At 64.6% G+C, this 20,176-nt stretch carries 19 protein-coding genes; 9 read left to right on the top strand and 10 right to left on the bottom strand.

Annotated features, from left to right (window positions below):
• Nucleotide 1: 1 nt before the first annotated feature.
• Together QZV93_RS11565 and QZV93_RS11560 are read right to left on the bottom strand one after the other, a co-directional pair.
• Nucleotides 2-829: an ATP-dependent Clp protease proteolytic subunit gene (locus QZV93_RS11565; RefSeq protein ID WP_295558609.1), complete on the bottom strand. Its 828-nt coding sequence runs from the start codon at nucleotides 827-829 to the stop codon at nucleotides 2-4.
• Nucleotides 830-909: 80 nt separating this feature from the next.
• Nucleotides 910-1,653 carry a hypothetical protein gene (locus tag QZV93_RS11560; RefSeq protein ID WP_295558607.1) on the bottom strand — a complete coding sequence of 248 codons (744 nt, stop codon included), beginning with the start codon at nucleotides 1,651-1,653 and terminating at the stop codon, nucleotides 910-912.
• 440 nt (nucleotides 1,654-2,093) lie between these two features.
• Here QZV93_RS11560 and QZV93_RS11555 point away from each other — a divergent pair, with 440 nt between their 5' ends.
• The 4 genes from QZV93_RS11555 to QZV93_RS11540 are packed head-to-tail and all read left to right on the top strand — an operon-like array spanning nucleotide 2,094 to nucleotide 6,960.
• Entirely contained in the window at nucleotides 2,094-3,044 is a 951-nt protein-coding gene (locus QZV93_RS11555; protein WP_295558605.1) for an ABC transporter ATP-binding protein, read from the top strand.
• A 17-nt stretch (nucleotides 3,045-3,061) separates the two neighbouring features.
• On the top strand, nucleotides 3,062-3,808 hold the full coding sequence (locus QZV93_RS11550; RefSeq protein WP_295558604.1) for an ABC transporter permease: 747 nt from the start codon (nucleotides 3,062-3,064) through the stop codon (nucleotides 3,806-3,808).
• Between the two features lie 10 nt (nucleotides 3,809-3,818).
• The gene (locus QZV93_RS11545; RefSeq protein WP_295558601.1) at nucleotides 3,819-5,819 is read left to right on the top strand and encodes a Gldg family protein; all 2,001 of its coding nucleotides are present in this window, start codon (nucleotides 3,819-3,821) and stop codon (nucleotides 5,817-5,819) included.
• A gap of 19 nt (nucleotides 5,820-5,838) precedes the next feature.
• Complete coding sequence (locus QZV93_RS11540; protein ID WP_295558599.1) at nucleotides 5,839-6,960, top strand: DUF4340 domain-containing protein; 1,122 nt, start codon at nucleotides 5,839-5,841, stop codon at nucleotides 6,958-6,960.
• Between the two features lie 9 nt (nucleotides 6,961-6,969).
• On the opposite strand, the gene QZV93_RS11535 is transcribed toward QZV93_RS11540, so the two are convergent.
• Both QZV93_RS11535 and QZV93_RS11530 read right to left on the bottom strand, forming a co-directional pair.
• Nucleotides 6,970-7,893, bottom strand: coding sequence for a LysR family transcriptional regulator (locus QZV93_RS11535; RefSeq protein WP_295558598.1), 924 nt, complete (start codon nucleotides 7,891-7,893; stop codon nucleotides 6,970-6,972).
• Nucleotides 7,894-7,909: 16 nt separating this feature from the next.
• Nucleotides 7,910-8,620, bottom strand: a complete 711-nt coding sequence (locus tag QZV93_RS11530) for a type 1 glutamine amidotransferase (protein ID WP_295558596.1) — start codon at nucleotides 8,618-8,620, stop codon at nucleotides 7,910-7,912.
• Between the two features lie 294 nt (nucleotides 8,621-8,914).
• Between QZV93_RS11530 and QZV93_RS11525 the strand changes: the two genes are divergently transcribed.
• The 4 genes from QZV93_RS11525 (at nucleotide 8,915) to QZV93_RS11510 (ending at nucleotide 14,155) form a co-directional block, all read left to right on the top strand.
• Nucleotides 8,915-10,696 carry an APC family permease gene (locus QZV93_RS11525; protein WP_295558594.1) on the top strand — a complete coding sequence of 594 codons (1,782 nt, stop codon included), beginning with the start codon at nucleotides 8,915-8,917 and terminating at the stop codon, nucleotides 10,694-10,696.
• A gap of 350 nt (nucleotides 10,697-11,046) precedes the next feature.
• The gene (locus QZV93_RS11520; protein ID WP_295558592.1) at nucleotides 11,047-12,462 is read left to right on the top strand and encodes an ammonium transporter; all 1,416 of its coding nucleotides are present in this window, start codon (nucleotides 11,047-11,049) and stop codon (nucleotides 12,460-12,462) included.
• A gap of 67 nt (nucleotides 12,463-12,529) precedes the next feature.
• Entirely contained in the window at nucleotides 12,530-12,721 is a 192-nt protein-coding gene (locus QZV93_RS11515) for a hypothetical protein (RefSeq protein ID WP_295558591.1), read from the top strand.
• Nucleotides 12,722-12,958: 237 nt separating this feature from the next.
• Nucleotides 12,959-14,155 (top strand): citrate transporter, encoded by a 1,197-nt coding sequence (locus QZV93_RS11510; RefSeq protein WP_295558589.1) that lies wholly within the window; start codon nucleotides 12,959-12,961, stop codon nucleotides 14,153-14,155.
• A 14-nt stretch (nucleotides 14,156-14,169) separates the two neighbouring features.
• On the opposite strand, the gene QZV93_RS11505 is transcribed toward QZV93_RS11510, so the two are convergent.
• The 5 genes from QZV93_RS11505 to QZV93_RS11485 all read right to left on the bottom strand — a co-directional run bounded on the left by QZV93_RS11505 (nucleotide 14,170) and on the right by QZV93_RS11485 (nucleotide 17,883).
• Nucleotides 14,170-14,478: a MoaD/ThiS family protein gene (locus QZV93_RS11505; RefSeq protein WP_295558587.1), complete on the bottom strand. Its 309-nt coding sequence runs from the start codon at nucleotides 14,476-14,478 to the stop codon at nucleotides 14,170-14,172.
• Nucleotides 14,479-14,487: 9 nt separating this feature from the next.
• A complete protein-coding gene (locus QZV93_RS11500) occupies nucleotides 14,488-15,564 on the bottom strand; it encodes a sialidase family protein (protein WP_295558585.1) in 1,077 nt (358 codons plus the stop codon).
• Between the two features lie 12 nt (nucleotides 15,565-15,576).
• Nucleotides 15,577-16,131, bottom strand: a complete 555-nt coding sequence (locus tag QZV93_RS11495; protein WP_295558583.1) for an SRPBCC family protein — start codon at nucleotides 16,129-16,131, stop codon at nucleotides 15,577-15,579.
• A 103-nt stretch (nucleotides 16,132-16,234) separates the two neighbouring features.
• The gene (locus QZV93_RS11490; protein ID WP_295558582.1) at nucleotides 16,235-17,515 is read right to left on the bottom strand and encodes an RNA polymerase sigma factor; all 1,281 of its coding nucleotides are present in this window, start codon (nucleotides 17,513-17,515) and stop codon (nucleotides 16,235-16,237) included.
• On the bottom strand, nucleotides 17,512-17,883 hold the full coding sequence (locus QZV93_RS11485; RefSeq protein ID WP_295558581.1) for a YciI family protein: 372 nt from the start codon (nucleotides 17,881-17,883) through the stop codon (nucleotides 17,512-17,514). The genes QZV93_RS11490 and QZV93_RS11485 overlap by 4 nt, the downstream gene beginning before the upstream one ends.
• 180 nt (nucleotides 17,884-18,063) lie before the next feature.
• On the opposite strand from QZV93_RS11485, the gene QZV93_RS11480 reads away from it, so the two are divergent.
• A complete protein-coding gene (locus tag QZV93_RS11480) occupies nucleotides 18,064-18,351 on the top strand; it encodes a hypothetical protein (protein WP_295558244.1) in 288 nt (95 codons plus the stop codon).
• Between the two features lie 119 nt (nucleotides 18,352-18,470).
• On the opposite strand, the gene QZV93_RS11475 is transcribed toward QZV93_RS11480, so the two are convergent.
• Nucleotides 18,471-19,886 (bottom strand): diguanylate cyclase, encoded by a 1,416-nt coding sequence (locus QZV93_RS11475; RefSeq protein WP_295558580.1) that lies wholly within the window; start codon nucleotides 19,884-19,886, stop codon nucleotides 18,471-18,473.
• Nucleotides 19,887-20,176: the final 290 nt, after the last annotated feature.

Below are 20,176 nucleotides of genomic sequence, written 5' to 3'. Positions count from 1 at the left end.
GTCAAACGCGCGGCCGCCGCGGCAGCTCCACCGGCAGGAACTCGACACCCGACTGCTGCACGGGTTGCGGATAAAGCTTCATCATGTCCAGCACCTCGGTCGGCATGCCGACCTTCACCGGCAGCCCGAGCGACTTGGCCTCGGCGGCCGTCAGCGCGTAATCGTGCGTCCAGTGTCCGCCAGCCAGCTTATCGGCAACGATCTCGGCCGCCGCCTGGTCGAGCCGTGGCGTCAGGATCTCGACCGCGCCGCGCTTCACCTGTGCCAGCGCCTTCTCGCTCACGTCGGCGAGCACCAGCGTCAGATCCATCACCTCGGCGACCGGCTTCATGTCGCGCGCCTTGACGATGCTCGCCGCCGGAAAGCCGAGGATCTGCGGATCGATAGGCCCCAGCACCGAGAACTCGCCGAGCACGATCTCGTCCGCCGCAAGCGCGATCAGCGTGCCGCCCGACATGGCGTAAACCGGAACGTAGACCGTCACCTTCGCCGGATGCGCCTCGACCGCGCGGGCAATCTGCATCGCCGCCAGCACGAGCCCGCCGGGCGTATGCAGGATGAGATCGATCGGCACCGAGGACGGCGTCTCCTTGATGGCCGCAATGATCGTCTGCGCGTCTTCGAGATCGATATGCCGCGAGACGGACAGACCGAAGAGGCTGCGCCGCTCCTGGCGGTGGATCATCGTGATGACGCGCGTCTCATGCGTTTTCTCGATCGCGCGGATGGCCTGCTCGCGCTTGAGTGCGAACCACCGCCCCATCAGCAGGGGCTGCAGCGCCATGGCGATCACGGCCATCCAAAGCAGCGACGAGAAATCGAACGACATCGGAGGCCTCCACACGCACAGGAAAAAGCCGGAACGCCGCCTTGCGCTCCGGCTCCACCTTAAGCTCCGATGATTCCGCTTTAAAGCGTGACCTGCGTCACGCCGGCCGTATCGAGCGCCGCCAGCCGGCGCCTCAGAACGATGACGTACATGAGCATGTAAAGGTACTGGAACGTCTCCACCACCTCGCTGGGACGAATGAAGATCGGCGCGGCGAGGTAATCCTTGCCGAGGTCGTCGACCACCTTGAAGACGAGCGCGATCACCGCAGGGGCGGCAATGGCGAGCGGGGGCGTGAGCAGCGCCAGCAACGGCTTCTTGAATCCACCCGTCCAGAGCTGGATCAGCGGAATGAGCAATCCACCGACGAACATCGCGATGTCGAACAGAAGCTTCGGCCGCTGGTTGAACCACGGGCTCGTGTTGTGCAGGTTCGTCTCCTGCTGCCGGTTGATCTCAGACCAGTAGGCGGGCGTATTCCAGTTGAAGAAATGCTGCCCCCAGCTGTGCTCCTCGCCCGCGATGTAGAAAGCGGCCAGCGCAAAGAACAGCACCGCAAGCCAAAGCAGCGTGCTGCCCCTCACCACCTTGTAGCCGAGCGCCTGGAAGCAGAGCACCGCCGCCGCGCCGGCGAGAAAAAATTGCGTCAGCTCGAGGAAGCCGTACCCCTCGGGGAGCACGTACGCGCGGTAGAACTCCGGCGCCACGAAATGGATCACGAGCACCGGAGCCAGGATCGCGATCGGCAGCAGCCACGTCCACCACGTATCCGACCCGCCAGGCACCCACGCGCTGGCCGGCACCGCGTCGAGGGGTCTTGGCAAAGAAGCCCCGGCGGAAGATCCGGGTGATGTTGGAGCGACCATAGCAATCCCCGACAGGAAAAAAGAGAATGACGCCCGCGCGTCAACACTCGGCCACCCATGACAAATTTATGAACGGCGAACAACCCGATACCAAGGTCTAGCCCCACTTTTTATTCTGAGGCCGCGAATTCCTCTGCTAACCCCCTACACCCGGCCGATATGGCATCCCGACGGCACGAACCTTACGAGCATGAACTTTTCTTAAGGTGAGCCATATCAGCGTCTTCCCACTTGAATCGTCCAGCCACCCAACTATTTTCGCGCTCGCCGTCGCAGGCCGTACCGCAGCCCATCGTTGCGCATGTGTACGAGAAGGCCCGCGCGGCAGATCGGGACACTGAGACCCGCAAAAGAAACGGTCGCGACATCGACGACCGGTACGAGGGAGGCATGTGACGATGGCACCGCTCATTAAGGCGACGGGCCTGCGCAAGACATTCGGCCCCATCACGGCCGTCGATGGCATATCGCTCACCGTGAACAAGGGTGAGGTGCTCGGCTTCCTCGGCCCCAACGGCGCGGGCAAGTCCACCACCATGAAGATGATTACAGGCTTCCTCGAACCCGATTCCGGCTCGGCGTCGATCTTCGGCGCCGACGTGCTCACCGCGCCGAAGGCCGCCAAATCGAAGCTCGGTTATCTGCCCGAAGGCGCTCCGGCCTATGGCGACATGACCCCGACCGCGTTCCTCTCCTTCGTCGCCGAGATCCGTGGCTTCGACGCCAGCGATGCCAAGGCCCGCGTCACCGCCGCCATCTCCCGCGCCGGCCTCGGATCGGTCGTCAACCAGCGCATCGAGACGCTGTCCAAGGGTTTCAAGCGCCGCGTCGGCGTCGCCCAGGCCATCCTCCACGATCCCCCCGTGCTCATCATGGACGAGCCGACCGACGGCCTCGATCCGAACCAGAAGCATCACGTCCGTGAGCTGATCCGGGAGATGGCGCCCCACAAAGCCATCATCGTCTCGACCCACATCCTCGAAGAGGTCGAAGCTGTCTGCACGCGCGCGGTGATCATCAACAAGGGCCGTATCGTCGCCGACGGAACGGCGGAGGATCTCCTGCGCCGGGCCAGGAACCATGGCGCCATCTCGATCCGGGTTCCGGAAGCCGACGCGGCCCGCATCTCGAAGTTGCTCTCGACCGTTGCCGAGATCGCCGGCGTCGAGACCGTCGAAAAGGCCAACGGGCACATCCGCCTACGCGCCCTGCCGAAGACCGCCGCATCGCCCGCCGCCGCCGTTGGCGACCTCATCCGCCGCGAAAGCCTCTCCGTCGAGGAGGTCTATGTCGAGCGCGGCAAGCTGGACGATGTCTTCCGCGAGATCACCATGTCGGCTCAGGCTTGAGATTGGGCACCCACACCATGCGCGAGACCATCAAGAACGCCTACATCATCGCCAAACGTGAGTTCGCCGGCTACTTCGCCACTCCCTTGGCTGCCGTGTTCCTCACCATCTTCGTTGCCTTGACCGGCGCCTTCGCTTTCTTCATCGGCGGCTTCTTCCAGCGCGGTCAGGCCAACCTCGACTCCTTCTTCGCCTACCACCCCTGGCTCTACCTGCTGCTCGTCCCCGCCGTCGCCATGCGGCTCTGGGCGGAGGAACGCAAGAGCGGCACCATCGAGCTCCTGATGACGCTTCCCATCTCGCCGACGGAAGCCATCCTCGGCAAGTTCGCGGCTGCATGGGCCTTCATCGGCCTCGCCCTGATCCTCACGTTCCCGATCTGGATCACCGTCAACGTCCTGGGCAACCCCGACAACGGCATCATCGTCACCAGCTATCTCGGCAGCTTCCTGGTCGCCGGCGCCTTTCTTGCCATCGGCGCCTTCATCTCGGCCCTCACCAAGAACCAGGTCATCGCCTTCATCTTAACAGCGACCGTCTGCTTCCTGCTCGTCACCAGCGGCATGGAGATCGTCCAGAATGTGCTGCGCAGCTGGACTCCGAGGATCGTCGCCGACGCCGTCGCGTCCATGAGCTTCCTCACCCACTACGAGGAGATCACGCGCGGTGTCCTCTCGCTCGACACGCTCGTCTTCTTCCTTTCCATCATCGCCTTCGCGCTGTTCGCAAATGCAGTCGCGGTCGGCCAGAAGAAATCCGCCTGAGGATCGCGCCATGTCAGACTTCATCGCTTCCGTGCGCTCCGCTGTCTCGTCCGGCTTTTCCGGTCTCGTCGCCTACGCGACGCGCTTGAGCCCGGCCCGCCTCGCCTGGGGCGGCCTCGCCCTCGCCGCCGTGACGCTGCTGTCGGTGAACCTCATCGCTTCCGAGACCTTCAGCGGCTGGAAGGCCGACCTCACCCAGGACAAGCTCTATTCCATCTCGCCCGGCTCCGTGACGGTGCTGCGCGCCATGGACGAGCCGATCAAGGCGCGGCTCTATTTCTCGAAAAAGCTCGGCGACCTCTCGTCGACCTACAAGAGCTACTACGACCGCGTCCGCAACCTGCTCGAGGAGTTCAACCGCATCTCGGGCGGCAAGCTCGAGCTCGAGGTCCTGGATCCCGAGCCCTTCTCCGACGCCGAAGACCGCGCGGTCGCCGCCGGCCTGAACGGACAGCGCATCAACGCCGAGGGCGAGATGGCCTACTTCGGCCTCACCGCCTCGAACTCCACCGACAACAGCGAGGTCATCGCCTTCTTCAACCCCAGCCGCGAAAACTTCGTCGAGTATGACATCACGAAGCTGATCCACACGCTGTCGAACCCCAAGAAGCGCATCGTCGGCCTCGTCTCGTCGCTGCCCCTCGACGGCGGCCAGAACCCGATGACGCAGCAGCAGACGCCGCCATGGATGATCATGGGGCAGATCCGCGAGTTCTTCGACGTCGAGACGCTCGAGCAGAACGTCACCGAGATCCCGGCCCGCATCGACGTGCTGCTGGTCGCCCAGCCGACGCAGCTGACCCCGCAGGCCGCCTACGCCATCGACCAGTACGCGTTGAAGGGTGGCAAGCTTCTCGTGCTCATCGATCCGATGGCGGAGGCGGCCCAGTTCGAGCTGATGCAGAAGCAGGGCGAAGGGCGCGCCGAGCTCGCCAAGTTGCTCAAGTCTTGGGGCGTGGGTTTCAACTCCAAGGAGACGGCCGCCGACATCCGCCACGCGCGCCGCGTCCAGTTCGGCCGTGGCGGCGACGGCATGGTCACCGAATACGTGGCCTGGCTCGGCCTCGACAAATCCAGCATCGACCAGCGCGACGTGCTGTCGAGCGGCATCGAGAATTTGAACCTCGCTTCGGCCGGCATCCTGACCCCGGAGAGCGGCGCCTCGACGACGGTAACGCCGATCCTCGTCACATCGTCCGACGCCATGATCATACCGACCGAAAAAGTCGGCATGAGCGCCGATCCCGCGGCTCTGCTGCGCAATTACGTACCGGGCGGCAAACCGCTGACACTTGCGGCTCGCATTGCCGGGGAGGCCAAGACCGCGTTCCCGGGCGGCGCGCCGAAAGCCGAGCCAAAGAAAGACGACCCGAAAGACGGCGCCGCGAAACCGGACGCCGCCAAGGATGCGAAAAAGCCCGAGGAAGCCAAACCCGGCCCCGGGCACGTCGCGACCGGCCGCGTGAACGCGATCGTCATCGCCGACACCGACCTCATGGCCGACCGCTTCTGGGTCGAGAGCCGCGAGATGCTCGGCCAGGAATTCGTCACGCCCTCGGCAGGCAACGGAGCCTTCATTGTCGGCGCACTCGAAAACCTCACCGGCAGCGACGCAATGATCGCGCTCCGCGGGCGCGGCATCAAGGAGCGGACCTTTACCCTGGTCGAGGATCTGCGGCGCGACGCCGAGCGCAAGTTCCGCGAGAAGGAGGAGGCGCTGACAACCAAGCTGAAATCGGTCGAGCAGGAGCTAGAGAAGCTGCAGAGCGCCGGCGCGGTTAGCGGCAAGATCATGGCCTCCGAAAAGGAACGCCAGGCCATCGAGGAGTTCACGAACGAGATGCTCGCGACCCGTCGCGAGCTGCGGCAGGTGAAGCTGGCGTTGAGCCAGAGCATCGACAGTCTCGACGGGTGGCTGAAGTTCGCCAACATCGCGCTGGTGCCCCTGCTGATCGCGGCTGGCGGCATCGGCTGGTCGCTTTGGCGTTCGCGCCACACGCCGAAATCGTGACGAGCTGGAGAAGAGAGCGATGACCCCGAAACAGTTCGCAGCCCTCGCCACGACGGCGGCCCTCTCCCTGGTCGCGGCCATTGCCGTGCACTCGGCACGTGCGCCCACGACCGGAGAGATGGCAGGATCCGGAAAGCTGCTGCCCAATCTAGAATCCAACGCCGAAAAGATTGCGCGCATCACCGTGACGCAAAGCGGCAAGCCGCTCACCATCGAGCGCGACGCCGACCGCTGGCTCGTCAAGAGCCAGGATGGCTACCCCGCGAGCACCGAGAAAGTGCGCACGCTCCTGACGGCTCTCGCCAAGGCAGAGCTTTTGGAGCCCAAGACCGCATCTCCAGACCGCTACGCCGTCCTCGAGGTCGATGATCCGGCCGGCAAGAACTCCAACGCCCGCCTCATCAAGATCGAGGACGCGAGCGGCGCCGCCCTGGCCGAGGTCATTGCCGGCAAACAGCGGCCGGGCACCGCGAGCGGCACCAGCCCGGGCAAGAGCACAGCCGGAACCTACGTTCGCCGCCCGGGCGAGGAGCAGAGCTGGCTCGCGAGCACGGACATCGCCGGCGGAACCGCTCTCAAGGATTGGGCCAACGTCCGCGTCTTGGAAACGCCCACCGAAAAGGTGAAAGAGCTGACCGTGGCCGTGGCCGGCGAGGCCCCTTACAAGCTCACGCGCAACGCCGACGGCAGCCACCAGCTCGAGAACATCCCCGCCGGCAAGAAGATCAAATACGTGAACATGATCGACAACATCCTCGAGGCGGCGTCGTTCGTCGATTTCGAAGGGGTTCGCAAAGCCACCGGCACCCCCGGCGGCGAAGCCGGAACGGTGAGCTTCGAGACCGACAACGGTCTCAAGATCGCGCTCAAGGTGCGTCGTGACAAGGACGCCGTCTGGATTGCCATCGAGCCGTCCGGAGAAGGCGACGCCAAGAAAACCGCCGACGAGATCAAGGCCCGCACGTCCGGCTGGGAGTTCTCGGTCCTGCCGTCGAAAGCCGACACCATGTTGAAGAAGCAGGCTGATCTTCTGGAGGACATCGCCTCGGCCGAGACGTCGGACGGTGCAGGTCCCGGCGGCCTGCCGGGTATGCCGGGGCTACCGGGCATGCCCGCCCCGCATGCGCTTCCGACACCGTGAGGCCCGGGATCAGGACGCGACTTTGACGGCGTCGAACCGCTCCCAGGCCGGTCGGCTGAACCGCTCGACAAGGAAGTCGATGAACACGCGCGACTTGGCGGCCAGGAATCTGTTCGGCGCATAGAGGGCATGGATCATGACGTCCTGCGGAGGATAGTCGGCCAGAACCACGACCAGCCTTCCTGCAGCGATGTCCGCCCCCATGAGGAACGTCGGCAGCCGCGCGATCCCGATCCCCTTGAGCGCCGCGTCCCGCAGCGTATCGCCATTGTTGGAGCTGAGGCACGCCGCGACAGGCACCGAGATCGGCGCCCCGTTCTCGGTCAACGGCCAGCGTGGCACGGTGGTCGAATGACCATAATGGAGGCACTTGTGCCCCACGAGGTCGGCCGGCGTCTTGGGCAGCCCGTGACGCGCAATATAGTCCGGGCTGGCGACCAGCACGATGCGCGCCGCGGAAATCCGCCGCGCAATGAGGCTCGAATCCACCATCGCCCCGATGCGCACGGTGACGTCGACGCCCTCTTCGAGCGGGTCGATCATGCGGTCCGTGAGCGTGAGCTCCACCTTGAGATCGCGATAGCGATCCATGAAGTCCGCGATCGCCGACCCGAGATACAGCGTCCCGAACGACATCGGCGCATTGACCTTGAGCACGCCTTTCGGCTCGTCGTGCAGGCGTGATATCTGCGCTTCCGTTTCGGAGATCTGCGCCAGGATGGCGAGGCAGCGTTCGTAATAGGCGAGCCCGGCCTCCGTCGGCGTAACGCGCCGCGTCGTACGGTCGAGCAGCCGTGCGCCGAGCTCCTGCTCGAGCTGGGTGATCGCCTTGCTGATGGCGCTGCGCGTCACGCCGAGACGGCGGGCAGCCTCCGCAAAGCTTCCGCTCGCGACCACCTTCGTCAGCACGTTCATCGCTTCAAGCTTGTCCATCGGCGTGGCCCGCGTTTCAGAGCAACGTTTTGAAGTTTGTGTAGAGGATACGCGCAACGGACGTGTATGTCGGCAGCCGCGCGGCGACATCCGCAGCCAGACGCTCGACGCTGCCCGCGCCAAGTGTCGCCTCAAGGGCCCGTGCATACTCCGGAATCGCCGCCCAGTCGCCGACCGTATCGCGGGTCGCTTCGACATGGCATTGCAGTCCGTACGCCCGCTGCCCGTAGCGGAATGCTTGGATCTCGCAGACATCCGAGCGCGCGAGGTGCACCGCACCCTCCGGCAGTGCCTTCACTTCCGCCCCGTGCCATTGCAGCACCTCGAGCGTGTCGGGAACACCTGCCAACAAAGGGTCCTTTCGGCCGGCCTCCGTCCGCGTGATCGTGAGCGCACCCACTTCCGGCCGCGAGCCGGGGCCGACCTTACCGCCCAGCGCATCCGCCAACAGCTGGTGGCCGAGGCAGAGCCCCAGATAGGGGCGCCCCATGTCGGCAACGAAACGTCGGATCGCCGCCTTCTCCGGTTTGAGCCAAGGGAAAGCGTCCTCCTGCCAAGTGTCTTGCGGCCCACCCATGACGATCATCACGTCGAACGGCTCGAGATCGGGAATGGCTTCGCCCTGATCGAGCTCCACCGTGTGCCAGTTGAAGCCATCCTCCCGCAGAAAGTCCCGAAAGACGCCCGGATGCTCGACCGCCAGATGCTGGAGAACCAGAACGTTCATTGAGCCGCTTCCCTCTTCCTCGCTATCGGTCCGCCAACAACTCGGGGCGTCAGATTTGCCTAGGCGCTAGGCCTCGCGCTCAACCCTTGAGCACGCCCCGCGATCACGCCCACAACCGGCCGCCAGTCGCGCTCCCGACAGCCTCGATCGCGAAAATCCTGCCAGCAGCGCCGTTTCCACGCCCTGCCACCTCCAAGCTAAGCCAAGTTTCATATATGGCACAATAGTTGCCTATAAAGAAAATACCTCAGTACAAACACATCAGGATTAGCCGGGCAACTCACAGAGGATCCAATGGCAACGACGACATTTACCGGCTCGGAAGCCGCCACAGGCAGTGGGCTTCAGCGAGCCATCGATTGGCGCGGCGCGTTCTGGGTCGCAAGCGGCGTGCCCGCTCTCGTGCTGTTCTCGATCGGCGGCATAGCCGGCACCACGGGCAAGGTCGCCTTCCTCGTGTGGGCGGTCTCCATGGTGATGGGCCTCATCCAGTCCTTCACCTACGCCGAGATCGCAGGCCTCTTTCCCAACAAATCGGGCGGCGCGTCGGTCTACGGCGCCGCCGCCTGGGTCCGCTACTCGAAGGTCATTGCCCCGCTCTCCGTATGGTGCAACTGGGTGGCGTGGACGCCCGTTCTCTCCCTCGGCTGCTCCATCGCCGCGGCCTACATCCTGAACGCGGTCGCCCCCATCCCGCCGGCGGACGCACCCGACGTGCTGGCCTGGGTGCACGCCAACGCCGCCACCGTGACCGCCGATTCCCCGCGCGTCGTCGAATGGCTCGCAGCCAATGCCGGCAAGACGGCAGCCGACGCCATCGCCGCACTCCTGAGTCAGGATGGCGTCGCCGCCCTCACACCCGCCATCCGCGGATGGACGCTCTACTCACACTCGCTGGGGCCGGTCAGCTTCTCCCTCAACGCGACGTTCTTCATCGGCGCCGCGCTGATGCTGCTGGTCTTCGCCATTCAGCATCGCGGCATTCTCGGCACCGCAAACGTGCAGAAGTACATCGGCCTCCTGGTCATCATTCCGATGTTGATCGTCGGCATCGTGCCCATCCTGACCGGCCAGATCGATTGGTCGAACTATACGCCGGTCGTTCCCCTGGCCGCGGCCTATGCCCCCGCACCCGGCGCCTGGGACATTCCCGGCTGGACGCTGATCCTCGGCGGCATGTTCATCGCCGCCTGGTCCACCTACGGCTTCGAGACCGCGATCTGCTACACACGCGAGTTCAAGGATCCGAAGACCGACACCTTCAAGGCCATCTTCTATTCGGGCCTGCTCTGCCTGCTGCTCTACACGCTGGTTCCGTTCACATTCCAGGGCGTGCTCGGCCTCGACGGCATGCTCGCCACGCCGATCGTCGACGGCTCCGGCGTCGCCGAGGCCATGGGCAAAATGGTCGGCGGCACGGGCTTCGTCACCAACATCATGGTGATGCTGATGATCCTCGCCCTCCTGCTGTCGATCATGACGGCGATGGCGGGCTCCTCACGCACGCTCTATCAGGGCTCGATCGATGGTTGGCTGCCGCGCTACCTGAGCCACGTCAACGAGCATGGCGCACCGACCCGCGCCATGTGGACGGACCTGCTCGTCAACCTCTGCGTCCTCGCCATCGCCGCCGCCGACGCGACGAGCTTCTTCTTCATCCTCGCCGTGTCCAACGTCGGCTACATCATCTTCAACTTCCTCAACCTCAACGCCGGCTGGATCCACCGCATCGACAGCGGCCATGTCGAGCGGCCCTATCGTGCGCCGACGATCCTCATCGCGCTCGGCACCATCTTCGCCTTCGTCAACGCCGCCTTCATGGGCGCCGGCGCGAAGGTCTGGAACCCGATGGCGCTGTGGGCCGGCTTCATCGCCGCGGCGCTGATCGTGCCGGTCTTCTGGTTCCGCCACTACGTCCAGGACAAGGGGGTGTTTCCCGCCCACATGCTCGACGATCTCAACCTCACCAGCGCCGACCTCGGCACCAAGAAGGCAGGCATCCTGCCCTATCTCGCGCTCGTGGGCGGGCTTGCCGTCGTCCTTCTCTCGAACTGGATCTTCCAACTGCCGGGCTAGCCGCCCGACAAAAGCGCGTCGCCGGCCGGGTCCTTTGCGGCCGGCGACGCGCCGACCACAGCCCGCGCGTTTGCCCGCTCCGCGGGCCCTGCGCACAGCGATTGAGCACGGAAGGCACGGTCAAGGGCCTCGCTATAGGCTCAGCGTCGTCCCCCGCCCCAACCGCTCGAAACCCAGGCGCCATGGCCCTTTGCGAGCGTTAACGCCCCTTACGGAACCGTAAGTTTCACCGCTGGCACAAGAGTTGCCTCTAGGGAAAACAGCCTAAGGCGCGAGCAGCCTCCTCCGAGGGGGTGGCATGGGGCTTGCGGGGCTTGAGCTTGCGCAGCGACTAGCAGGGGAGTGTTTACATGGCCGATCAAGCGACAGGCATGTTGACGGTATTCACGGAGTTCTACTTCTTCTTATGCATTGTGCTGATGTTCTTCATTCACATCGGCTTCTGCATGTACGAGGTCGGTGTGGCGCGGACCAAGAACGTGCAGCACACCCTCCTCAAGAACGCGATGGCGATCCCAGTGGTCGGTCTCGCGTTCTTTTTGTTTGGCATGTGGATTTACATCGCGCTTCAGGGCTGGCCGGTGGCAACCACTGAGGTCAGCTTCGCGACGGGCTTCGAGCCGTGGTCCGAAAAGCTGGCGCCTAACCTCTCCGATCGCATCTCCGGCGTGTTCTGGGGAGCCTTCGCCCTCTTCGGCATGACGGCGGCATCGATCGTTTCGGGCTCGATCATCGAGCGTGCCAAGACGACGGGCTTCCTGCTGATCGCCGTCTACGTCGGCGCCATCGCCTGGGTGCTTCCCGCAGCCTGGGGCTGGGCCGGCAACGGCTGGATGGTTCAGTACCTCGGTTTCCATGACCAGTACTGCTCGGCCGTGCTGCACAGCGTCTCGGGCTTCGCTGCACTCGGCATCCTGATCAACCTCGGCCCGCGCATCGGCAAGTTCGGCACCGACGGCGAGCCGCGCGAGATTCCGGCCCACAACCCGTGGATGGTCACCGTCGGTCTCTTCATGATCTATGTCGGCTTCTTCGGCTTCTACGCGGCCTGCCACATTCCGCTGGCCAACATCGCAGCCGAGGGTCAGCCCGAGTACTGGACGGCCACCAACATCTACGGCTTCCCGATCACGCTGTCGGGCGTCACGATGAACTTCCTGCTTGCCCTCTTCGGCGGCATGATGACGGCCTACCTGATCTCGGGCGGCAACGCCTTCTGGACCTTCTCGGGCGGCCTCACGGGTCTCATCAGCTCGAGCTCGGGCAACGACCTCTATCACCCTGCTGTGGCCTTGGCGCTCGCCGTGGTCGGCACGGTGATGGCCTACTACCTGCACAACTGGGTGGAGAAGAAGTTCAAGATCGACGACGCCGTTGGCGCCGTTGCTGTCCACGGCTACTGCGGCGTCTTCGGCGGTATCGCCGCTGGCTTCGCCCTGTGGGGCTACCCGGCCATCTATCCGAGCGCCGGCACGCTGGTCGCACTCTCGGAAGGCGCCGGCTGGTTTGGCACCAACGCCGAAGGCCTGCCGATCGTCACCCCGATGGGCAACACCATCTGCTCGCTCATCTTCGCCATCGGCTTCGGCTTCATCCCGGGCTATGTGCTGAGCGGCATCCTGAAGATGTTCGGTTTGCTCCGCGTCGATCCCAAGGTGGAACTGACGGGCCTCGACGGCGAGCACGCTAGCTCAACCTACCCCGGTCTCTCCGGTGCGGAAGCTGCCTTCGAGAAGCTTCAGCGCAAGGAAGCGAAGACGACCTGACACTGGCGCCGTGCGAGCCGGGGACCACGCGCCGCGGCTCGCACTCAAACTTCAAAGGAGTTCTCCCATGAACACCGGCATTACGTCACTTTCGAAGCTGCCCGAGGTCACTGCGGTCTATCCGTTCCACGGAATGGAAATCCCGTTCTCGATCGGCATTGCCGCTCTCTTCGTCGTCTTCTTGGTGTGGCAGCTCGCCATGGAGGCCAAGCACCACAAGGCGATCATCGGCAATTTCACGGCGAGCCCAGGCGAGTAGTGTCCTAAGACCGCGTCCGCTTCGGATCCTAAGGAGGGCCGAGGCGGACGACAGGTCGCGCGAGTTTCCGCCGGTTGGCCGAGCACCCCGGCCGGCGGAGCGTACCTCGAGGCTCCAGGACCTGCCTCGGCCTGGGGCCTCGAGTTTTCTGCACGGCCCAATCGCGATGGCGCAGAAGCGCGAAACCGCTAGAATTGCGCGCGCCCTCCTTCTCTGCTCCAGCCGCCACCCATTCCCATGAGCCTGCTCTCCATTCCCGCCGAGCTTTGGTTGTTCGCGGCCACCCTCGCCGCGGTCGCCGTCTTTCACAGGCACACGCTCGGAGCCGCGCTCGCGGGCCTTGCGGCCATCACGGTCTACAAGACGGCGTTGACAGGTTTCAAACTCGGCGACGGCCTCGCTGGACTCGCCGGCCATTTCGCCCACGAATGGGTGCTGCTCGCCAATCTGCTCTTGCTCCTGACCGGGTTCGCCATTCTCTCTCGTCACTTCGAGGAGTCGCAGGTCCCCGCCGTCATGCCGAACCTGCTGCCGGACGACTGGACCGGCGGCCTCGCCCTCCTCGCCATGATCTTCGTCATGTCGGCCTTCCTCGACAACATCGCCGCGGCCGTCATCGGTGGCACCGTCGCGCGCTCGGTATTCCGCGGCAAAGTCCACATCGGCTATCTCGCCGCCATTGTCGCAGCCTCGAACGCCGGCGGCTCCGGCAGCGTGGTCGGCGACACCACCACCACCATGATCTGGATCTCGGGCGTCAGCCCCCTCCACGTGCTTCACGCCTATGTGGCCGCTGCGGTCGCCTTCGCCGTGTTCGCTATCCCCGCCGCGCGCAGCCAGCACCGCCTGCAGCCGATCATGAAAGACGCTGCGCCGGGCACCGCCATCATTCCGACCCGCATCGCCATCGTCGCACTGATCCTCGTCGGCGCCATCACGGCCAACGTCCTGGCCAACCTCTATCGGCCCGACATCCTCGATCACGTTCCGCTCGTGGGTCTCGCCGTATGGGCGGCAATTCTCGTCGCGCTGCCTCTCCATGCGCCGGACTGGCCGATCCTGCCCGAAGCGGCCAAAGGATCCGTTTTTCTTCTGGCCCTCGTCAGCGCCGCCTCGATGATGCCGATCGAGTCCCTTCCCCCCGCATCGCCGTCGACGGCGCTCGTGCTGGGCTTCGTGTCCGCCGTCTTCGACAACATTCCGCTCACCGCGCTCGCCATCAAGCAGGGCGGATACGATTGGGGCTATCTGGCTTACGCGGTCGGGTTCGGCGGATCGATGATCTGGTTCGGGTCCTCGGCCGGCGTCGCCCTCTCGAACCTCTATCCCGAGACCAAGTCCGTGAAGGCCTGGGTGACGGCGGGCTGGGCCATCCCCCTTGCCTACGTGGTCGGCTTCTTCGTGATGCATGCCGTGCTCGGCTGGTCGCCCTGACGCTCCGGATAAGCTCAGCCGCCCGAGATCGCCGTCAGCACATAGACCCTGACACCGTTCCGCAAGCGCGTATCCAGCGAAGCCCGCTCCCCGTCGACGAAGATGTTGATGTGCCGGCGCACGCGCGGCGTTGAATCGCAAAGGCGATCCCGCATGCCGGGCCAGCGCGCTTCCAGCGCGCCGATCACGTCGGCCACGGTACGTGCCGGAACCTCCACTTCGCGCACCGCTTCGGGAAAGAGATCGAGAAGCGCGCGCGGTAGCAGCACCGAGACGGTCGTCTCGCCTTCGTTTTCGATACGCGCTTCATCCATGCGTGTCATGCGACGAGGCTAGTCCTCGATGACGAGAGTTTCCACCGACGAGATGGACGGAAGATGCTGGGCGAGGCACGCCCAGCTCTCGCCCTCGTCCGCGCTTGCGAAAAGTCCGCCGCCGCCGGTGCCGAAATAGACGCCGGCTGGCTCCAGCCGGTCCGTCGCCAGCGCCTGCCGCAGCACGCCGAAATAGGCGTCCTTCTGCGGCAACCCTTCGCGCAGTGCCGACCACGACGCGCCGCCGTCGCGCGTACGCCAGACCGCAGCCCGCGCGTCCGGCATGAAACGGCCTTGAATGTCGCCGTTGAGCGGCATCAGGTAGAGCGTATCCGCATCGCGCGGATGCACCGCCGACGGGAAGCCGAAGGCGGACGGCAACCCCGCCTCGATGCTCGACCACTGCTTGCCGCCGTCATCGCTCCGGTACATGCCGCAATGGTTCTGCTGATAGAGCCGGTCTAGCCCGCCCGGTGCCAGCACCAGGCTGTGCACGCACTGGCCGAATTCCGGATAGCGCTGATCCTCCGGATTGTAGTCGGCCCGCGTGCCCCGGTTGCGCGGCTCCCACGTCGCTCCGCCGTCGGCCGTATGGAACACGCCCGCCGAAGAGATCCCGACCCAGATCTTCTTGGTGTCGGGATGCGGCACGATCGTATGCAGGATGAGCCCCGCACCACCCGGATGCCAGTGCGGCCGCGTCGGATGATCCCTCAGCCCTGCCACATGGCTCCACGTCACGCCGCCGTCGGTGCTTTTGAAGAGCCCTGCCGGTTCCACGCCCGCATAAAGCCCGTCGCTCCCTTGCGCGAGGCTCCACGCCGCCTTGATCGGCTCCTCGCCTTCCGCATAGGCAAGCCCCTCGCTTGAATGCGTCCAAGTCTCGCCGAGATCGGTGGATTTCCAGATGGCGGCGCCGAACCAGGGATTGCCGCCCGCGGCATAGATCGTGCCCGTCGCCGCGTCGGCGATCGCATGTTGGATCGGCCAAGTGTTGCAGAACGGACCCTTGAGCGCCCAATTGCGGCGCGCTCCGTCGCTCTCGGCAATGAACACGCCCTTCTTGGTGCCAACAAGAACCAGAACTTTCACCATGAGGTCCCACTCCTAGGCCCGAGCTGCGACGGACAAGCGTTCGACACGCGCCTTCAGGTTGGCGAGCCCCTCTTCGAACTGGGCCCCGCACATGCGGTCCATGTCGACGAAAAGCTGCATCACCTTTCCGGCCAGCGGCACGCCGCCCTCGATCGACCACGTCACCGTCGTGGTGCCGGCGTGCGGCAACAGCGTGAACGTCACGTGATTGTCGGCCTGCATGGGCCGGATCATGCTGAGCTGCATGTCGACCTGCGACGGTGGAGACGAGCCGAGGACCGTCACCGTCCCCTCGCCTACCTCTGCATTGCCGTTCCACGCCATACGCTGGCCCGGGCCGCGGTCCGGTCCGCTGTAGATCTTTGCCATGGCCGGATCCTTCTCGAACGGCGACCAGGTCGAGAAAAGCCTGAGATCCTCGATCAATGGGAAGATGGCCTCGGGTGGCGCAGCGATGTCCGCCGAGCGCACGATCTTCATCGTGTCCGGCCGGCGCCAGGCCAGCGCAAGAACGACGGCGGCGACCACCGCCAATCCCAGAGTAACATAGAGAGCAGTCTCGATCATGATGTCTCTCCTCCGCGATCCCGTGTGTTTTTGCCGGTTTTCGTAGCGTTCCAACCAAGGACGACGGAGCGACCGGCACGCCGACACCGGAAACAAAAAATTCCTATGAGCCGTTCCTCTTCGGGCGCTTCGCCGGTGAGCTGTTCTGCGCTAAGCGGTCGAGGTGAAGGCGAATGTGGGCCGCCTCCTGTGTGGTATGGGCAAGCGCAATGGCCCGGTCGTAGGCTTCACGCGCCTCGCTGACGCGCCCGAGCTCGGAGAGCAGCGCCCCCTTGAGCCCGAAGAAATGGAAATAACCGCCGAGCTTCGCTGCCAACGGCGCAATCATCGCCAATGCTGCCTCCGCACCCTGGACCTTGCTCACTGCCACCGCACGGTTGAGCGTCACAACCGGCGATGGCTGCAACTGCTCGAGCGTACTGTACAGCGCATCGATTTGCGGCCAGTCGGTGGCGTCGTAGCTCGAAGCTGTGCAATGCAGGGCCGCGATGGCCGCCTGGACCTGATAGGGACCGGACCGGCGGTGCCGCATCGCCTTGTCGATCAGCGCCTCGCCTTCGGCAATCAGACCGCGGTTCCAGCGGGCTCGGTCCTGGTCTTCGAGCAGCACGATGGCGCCCTCCGCATCCACGCGGGCATCCGCGCGCGCATGTTGCAGCAGCAGCAGCGCCGTGAAGCCCAGAATTTCGGGCTCGGCCGGAAACAGCCGCAACATGAGGCGTGCCAGGCGGATCGCCTCCTCGCACAGCGGCTTGCGCACCTGCACCTCGCCGCCGCTCGCCGAATAGCCCTCGTTGAACAGCAAGTAGATCATCGCCGCAACGGTGCCGAGCCGCTCGCTGCGCTCCACCGGTCCGGGCGTCTCGAACGCAATCCCTGCGTCCCCGATGCGCCGCTTGGCGCGCGTGATGCGCTGCTCCATGGCCGCTTCCGTGACCAGGAACGCCTTGGCGATCTCCCCGACGGTAAGCCCAGACACGACCCTCAGCGCCAGTGCGATCTGCTGCGTGCTCGGCAGATCGGGATGACAGCACGTGAACAAGAGACGCAGGATGTCGTCGCGATAGTGGGCATCGTCCAGCCGCTCGACGAGCGCGCCTTCCGTGTCGTCGAGATCCGAGACCGCGGCGTCGTCCTCCGGCAGCACTTCCGACTTTTTCTCGCGCCGGATCGCATCCAGTGCCACGTTGCGCCCGACCATGATGAGCCACGCGGCGGGATCACGCGGGGGACCGTTCTGCGGCCACGACTTGAGCGCCTTGAGGGATGCCTCCTGAAACGCCTCCTCCGCCCGGTCGAGGTCGCGAAAGTAGCGCAGCAGAGCCGCCATGGCCTGGGGCCTGGCACCCGTCACCGCGGCATCGAGCCAGGCCAGATCCGTCACCGGGGCGCGCTCCAGTCGATGAAATAGCCGATCGGCCGCACCTCGTAGGCGCCGCCGGGATTGGCTTCGGCGAGCTCCCGGGTGAAGTCCAGCGCCTCGTCGAGGTTCGCGCAATCGACGACAAAGAAGCCGAGAAGCTGTTCCTTGGTCTCGGCAAACGGCCCATCCATGACCAGGGGAGGCTCGCTGTCCTTGCGCACGGTCGTGGCCGCCGTGGTCGGCATCAACCGGGCGACGGGCCCGAGCTGGCCCATTTTCGCGCGTCGCTCCTGAACCACCGAGAGCTTGGCCATGACCGCCTCGTCATGCTCCTTGCTCCAGGAACAAACGACATTTTCCGCATGATAACAAAGGATTGCGTATTTCACGGGGACCCGATTCCTTTCCCATCTCTGCTCCAAGGACGAACGAGACTAGGCCATCCCGACCGCCCGCCCCGCAAAAACAGACGAAAAATCGAAAAAACCGCCACCGGTTCCTCCCGGAACAGCGGGATGGCGCGGTCCGGGGCAAAGTCTCCTCATCAACCCCGGTGATGGAGAGCACCAATGACCCCGATCAGCACCCTTCTCGCAGCCCGCGCCGCACTCGCCGCCGCTGTCGCCATCGGCACCCTCGCCGCCTCGACCCAGGCCGGCGCCACCAGCCTCGCCGTCAAGATGGCCTGCGCCTCCGACTACTACGCCCACTGCAGCCAGCACGATCCCGACAGCGCCGGCGTCCGCAAGTGCATGCGCGCCGTCGGCCGCAACCTCTCCTCGCGCTGCATCAACGCTCTCGTCGCCGCCGGCGAAGTGCCGAAGTCCAAGGCACGCCCCCAGGTCGCTGCGAAGTAAGATCCGGCTTCGGCAGGGTTTTCAAGGAATTAGGTTCTATCGCCCGAGCTCTCTCGGGCCACCAAGCCGGGGCGGCTCTCCACGCCCCGGTTTTCTTTTTGCGGGAAGGGCCGGGGGGCCTAGGCCGAGATCCGCACCGACGTGACGGACGCCTCCGTCCACCACCGATAGCTGGATCGTCCGGCGGTCTTTGCCTCGTAGAGGGCGAGATCCGCGCGCCGCAGAACATCCTCAAGCGCATCGCTTCCGGGGCGCGACTGGGCGATGCCGATCGATGCGCCGATATTGATGGTGTGCTCCCCATAGGAGATGTCGGCGGAAATCGCAGCGATGATGCCTTTGCAGAGCCGGCGAATGGCGGCCTCGTCACTGTCGAAGCTCATGACGACGAACTCATCGCCACCCAGGCGGGCACAAAGATCATCAGGTTTCACGATTGCTTTCAGGCGCTCTCCGACCAGCCTCAAGACGAAGTCACCCGCATCATGACCGTGCGTATCGTTGACCGGCTTGAACCGGTCCAGATCGATAAAGAGCACGCTGACAGGCTTGTCCCGCGTCTGCAACGCTTCCTGCAGGCGGAGTGTGAATTTCGCCCGGTTGGCGAGCCCGGTCACCACGTCATAGTGAGCTTTTCGCTCCATCGCCCGGTGTGCCGCTTGCAATGCCGTGGCCGCATCCTGAACCGTACCGGCGACACGAACGCCTTGACGCGCAAGCCAGAGCAGCAAGCCGGCAAACATCACCCCGACCAATCCGAACGACGGCAGAATGGCCCTGAGCATCTCTTCACCGGGCCTGATCGTCTCCACGTCCAGAACGAAAGCGACCCGGCCGTCATCTGTCCGCAGGAAAACATCCGCTTCCCGAACCCCCGGACCCGCAGGCACAAGGCGCAGCGAGTTGAGCCCAAGTGAATCGCGGAGTTGCCCGATGTCCGAATCCGTCAACCGGTCGCCGAACACCACGACCGAAGGATTTCGGCTATCGAGCTTGACCGAGGAATCGCTACCGGCGGACAGGATGCTTGCCACCGCCAGCACCAGCCCTCCCTCGGCAATCAGCAGGCCCGTCGCAACCTCTCGCGCCTGCGTCGCACGGGCGCGAGTGACCAGCTCTTTCACGCCGCCGATCTTTGAGACGACGGAGCCCTTCGTCAGCTCGCCGTCGACGACGCTGTAGACCTCCTTGCCGTCCGGGTCGAAAACGGCGGCGTACTCGATGCTCAAACCGTTGGCCAGGCTCTTTCCGAAGTTGTCCTGATCGTAGGCCCATACCGGGTTCACTGTGTGATGCAGATGTTGGTAGGCAGCACCCCAGTCCGCGTAGTCGACAAGCGTCCGCTCGAGCCACTTGGTTTTTTGCTCGATAAGCATGCGCACGAGATTCTGGGTCTGCGACCGAGATTTGACATCTTGAATGCGCGCGATATCGACGATGAATAGGATCGCCAGCGCATACGCCATGGAGATCGCCGCGAGGATGACGGCAACATATTTTCGGCTGAAACCAATCGCCAGATACGTCTGCGACATTACACTTCCAGAAAAGCGCGTTCTCTCCTGCCAGTCCGGCAGCGCGAACGGACTTCGGACAATGGCGCCAGTCTAGGGATCCGGCCGGTAAAAATGCTTTAAGCGGCCACGGCCCGCGACCTGCCGAATCCGACAGGTTCGGGATCGCCCACGCCTCGCGACGCACGCAAAAGCCAGCCGCAGCCCGGAGACCCCAGGGCTTCCGGCCTTTCAGAACGGGACACGAGAATGGAAAATGGTGCTGCCGGCGAGGATTGAACTTGCGACCTCTCCCTTACCAAGGGAGTGCT

Source organism: uncultured Hyphomicrobium sp., assembly GCF_902826555.1.
GTDB lineage: Bacteria > Pseudomonadota > Alphaproteobacteria > Rhizobiales > Hyphomicrobiaceae > Hyphomicrobium_C.
The sequence above is the reverse complement of the archived record's forward strand: the minus strand, read 5'-3'. Positions and strand labels throughout refer to the sequence as shown.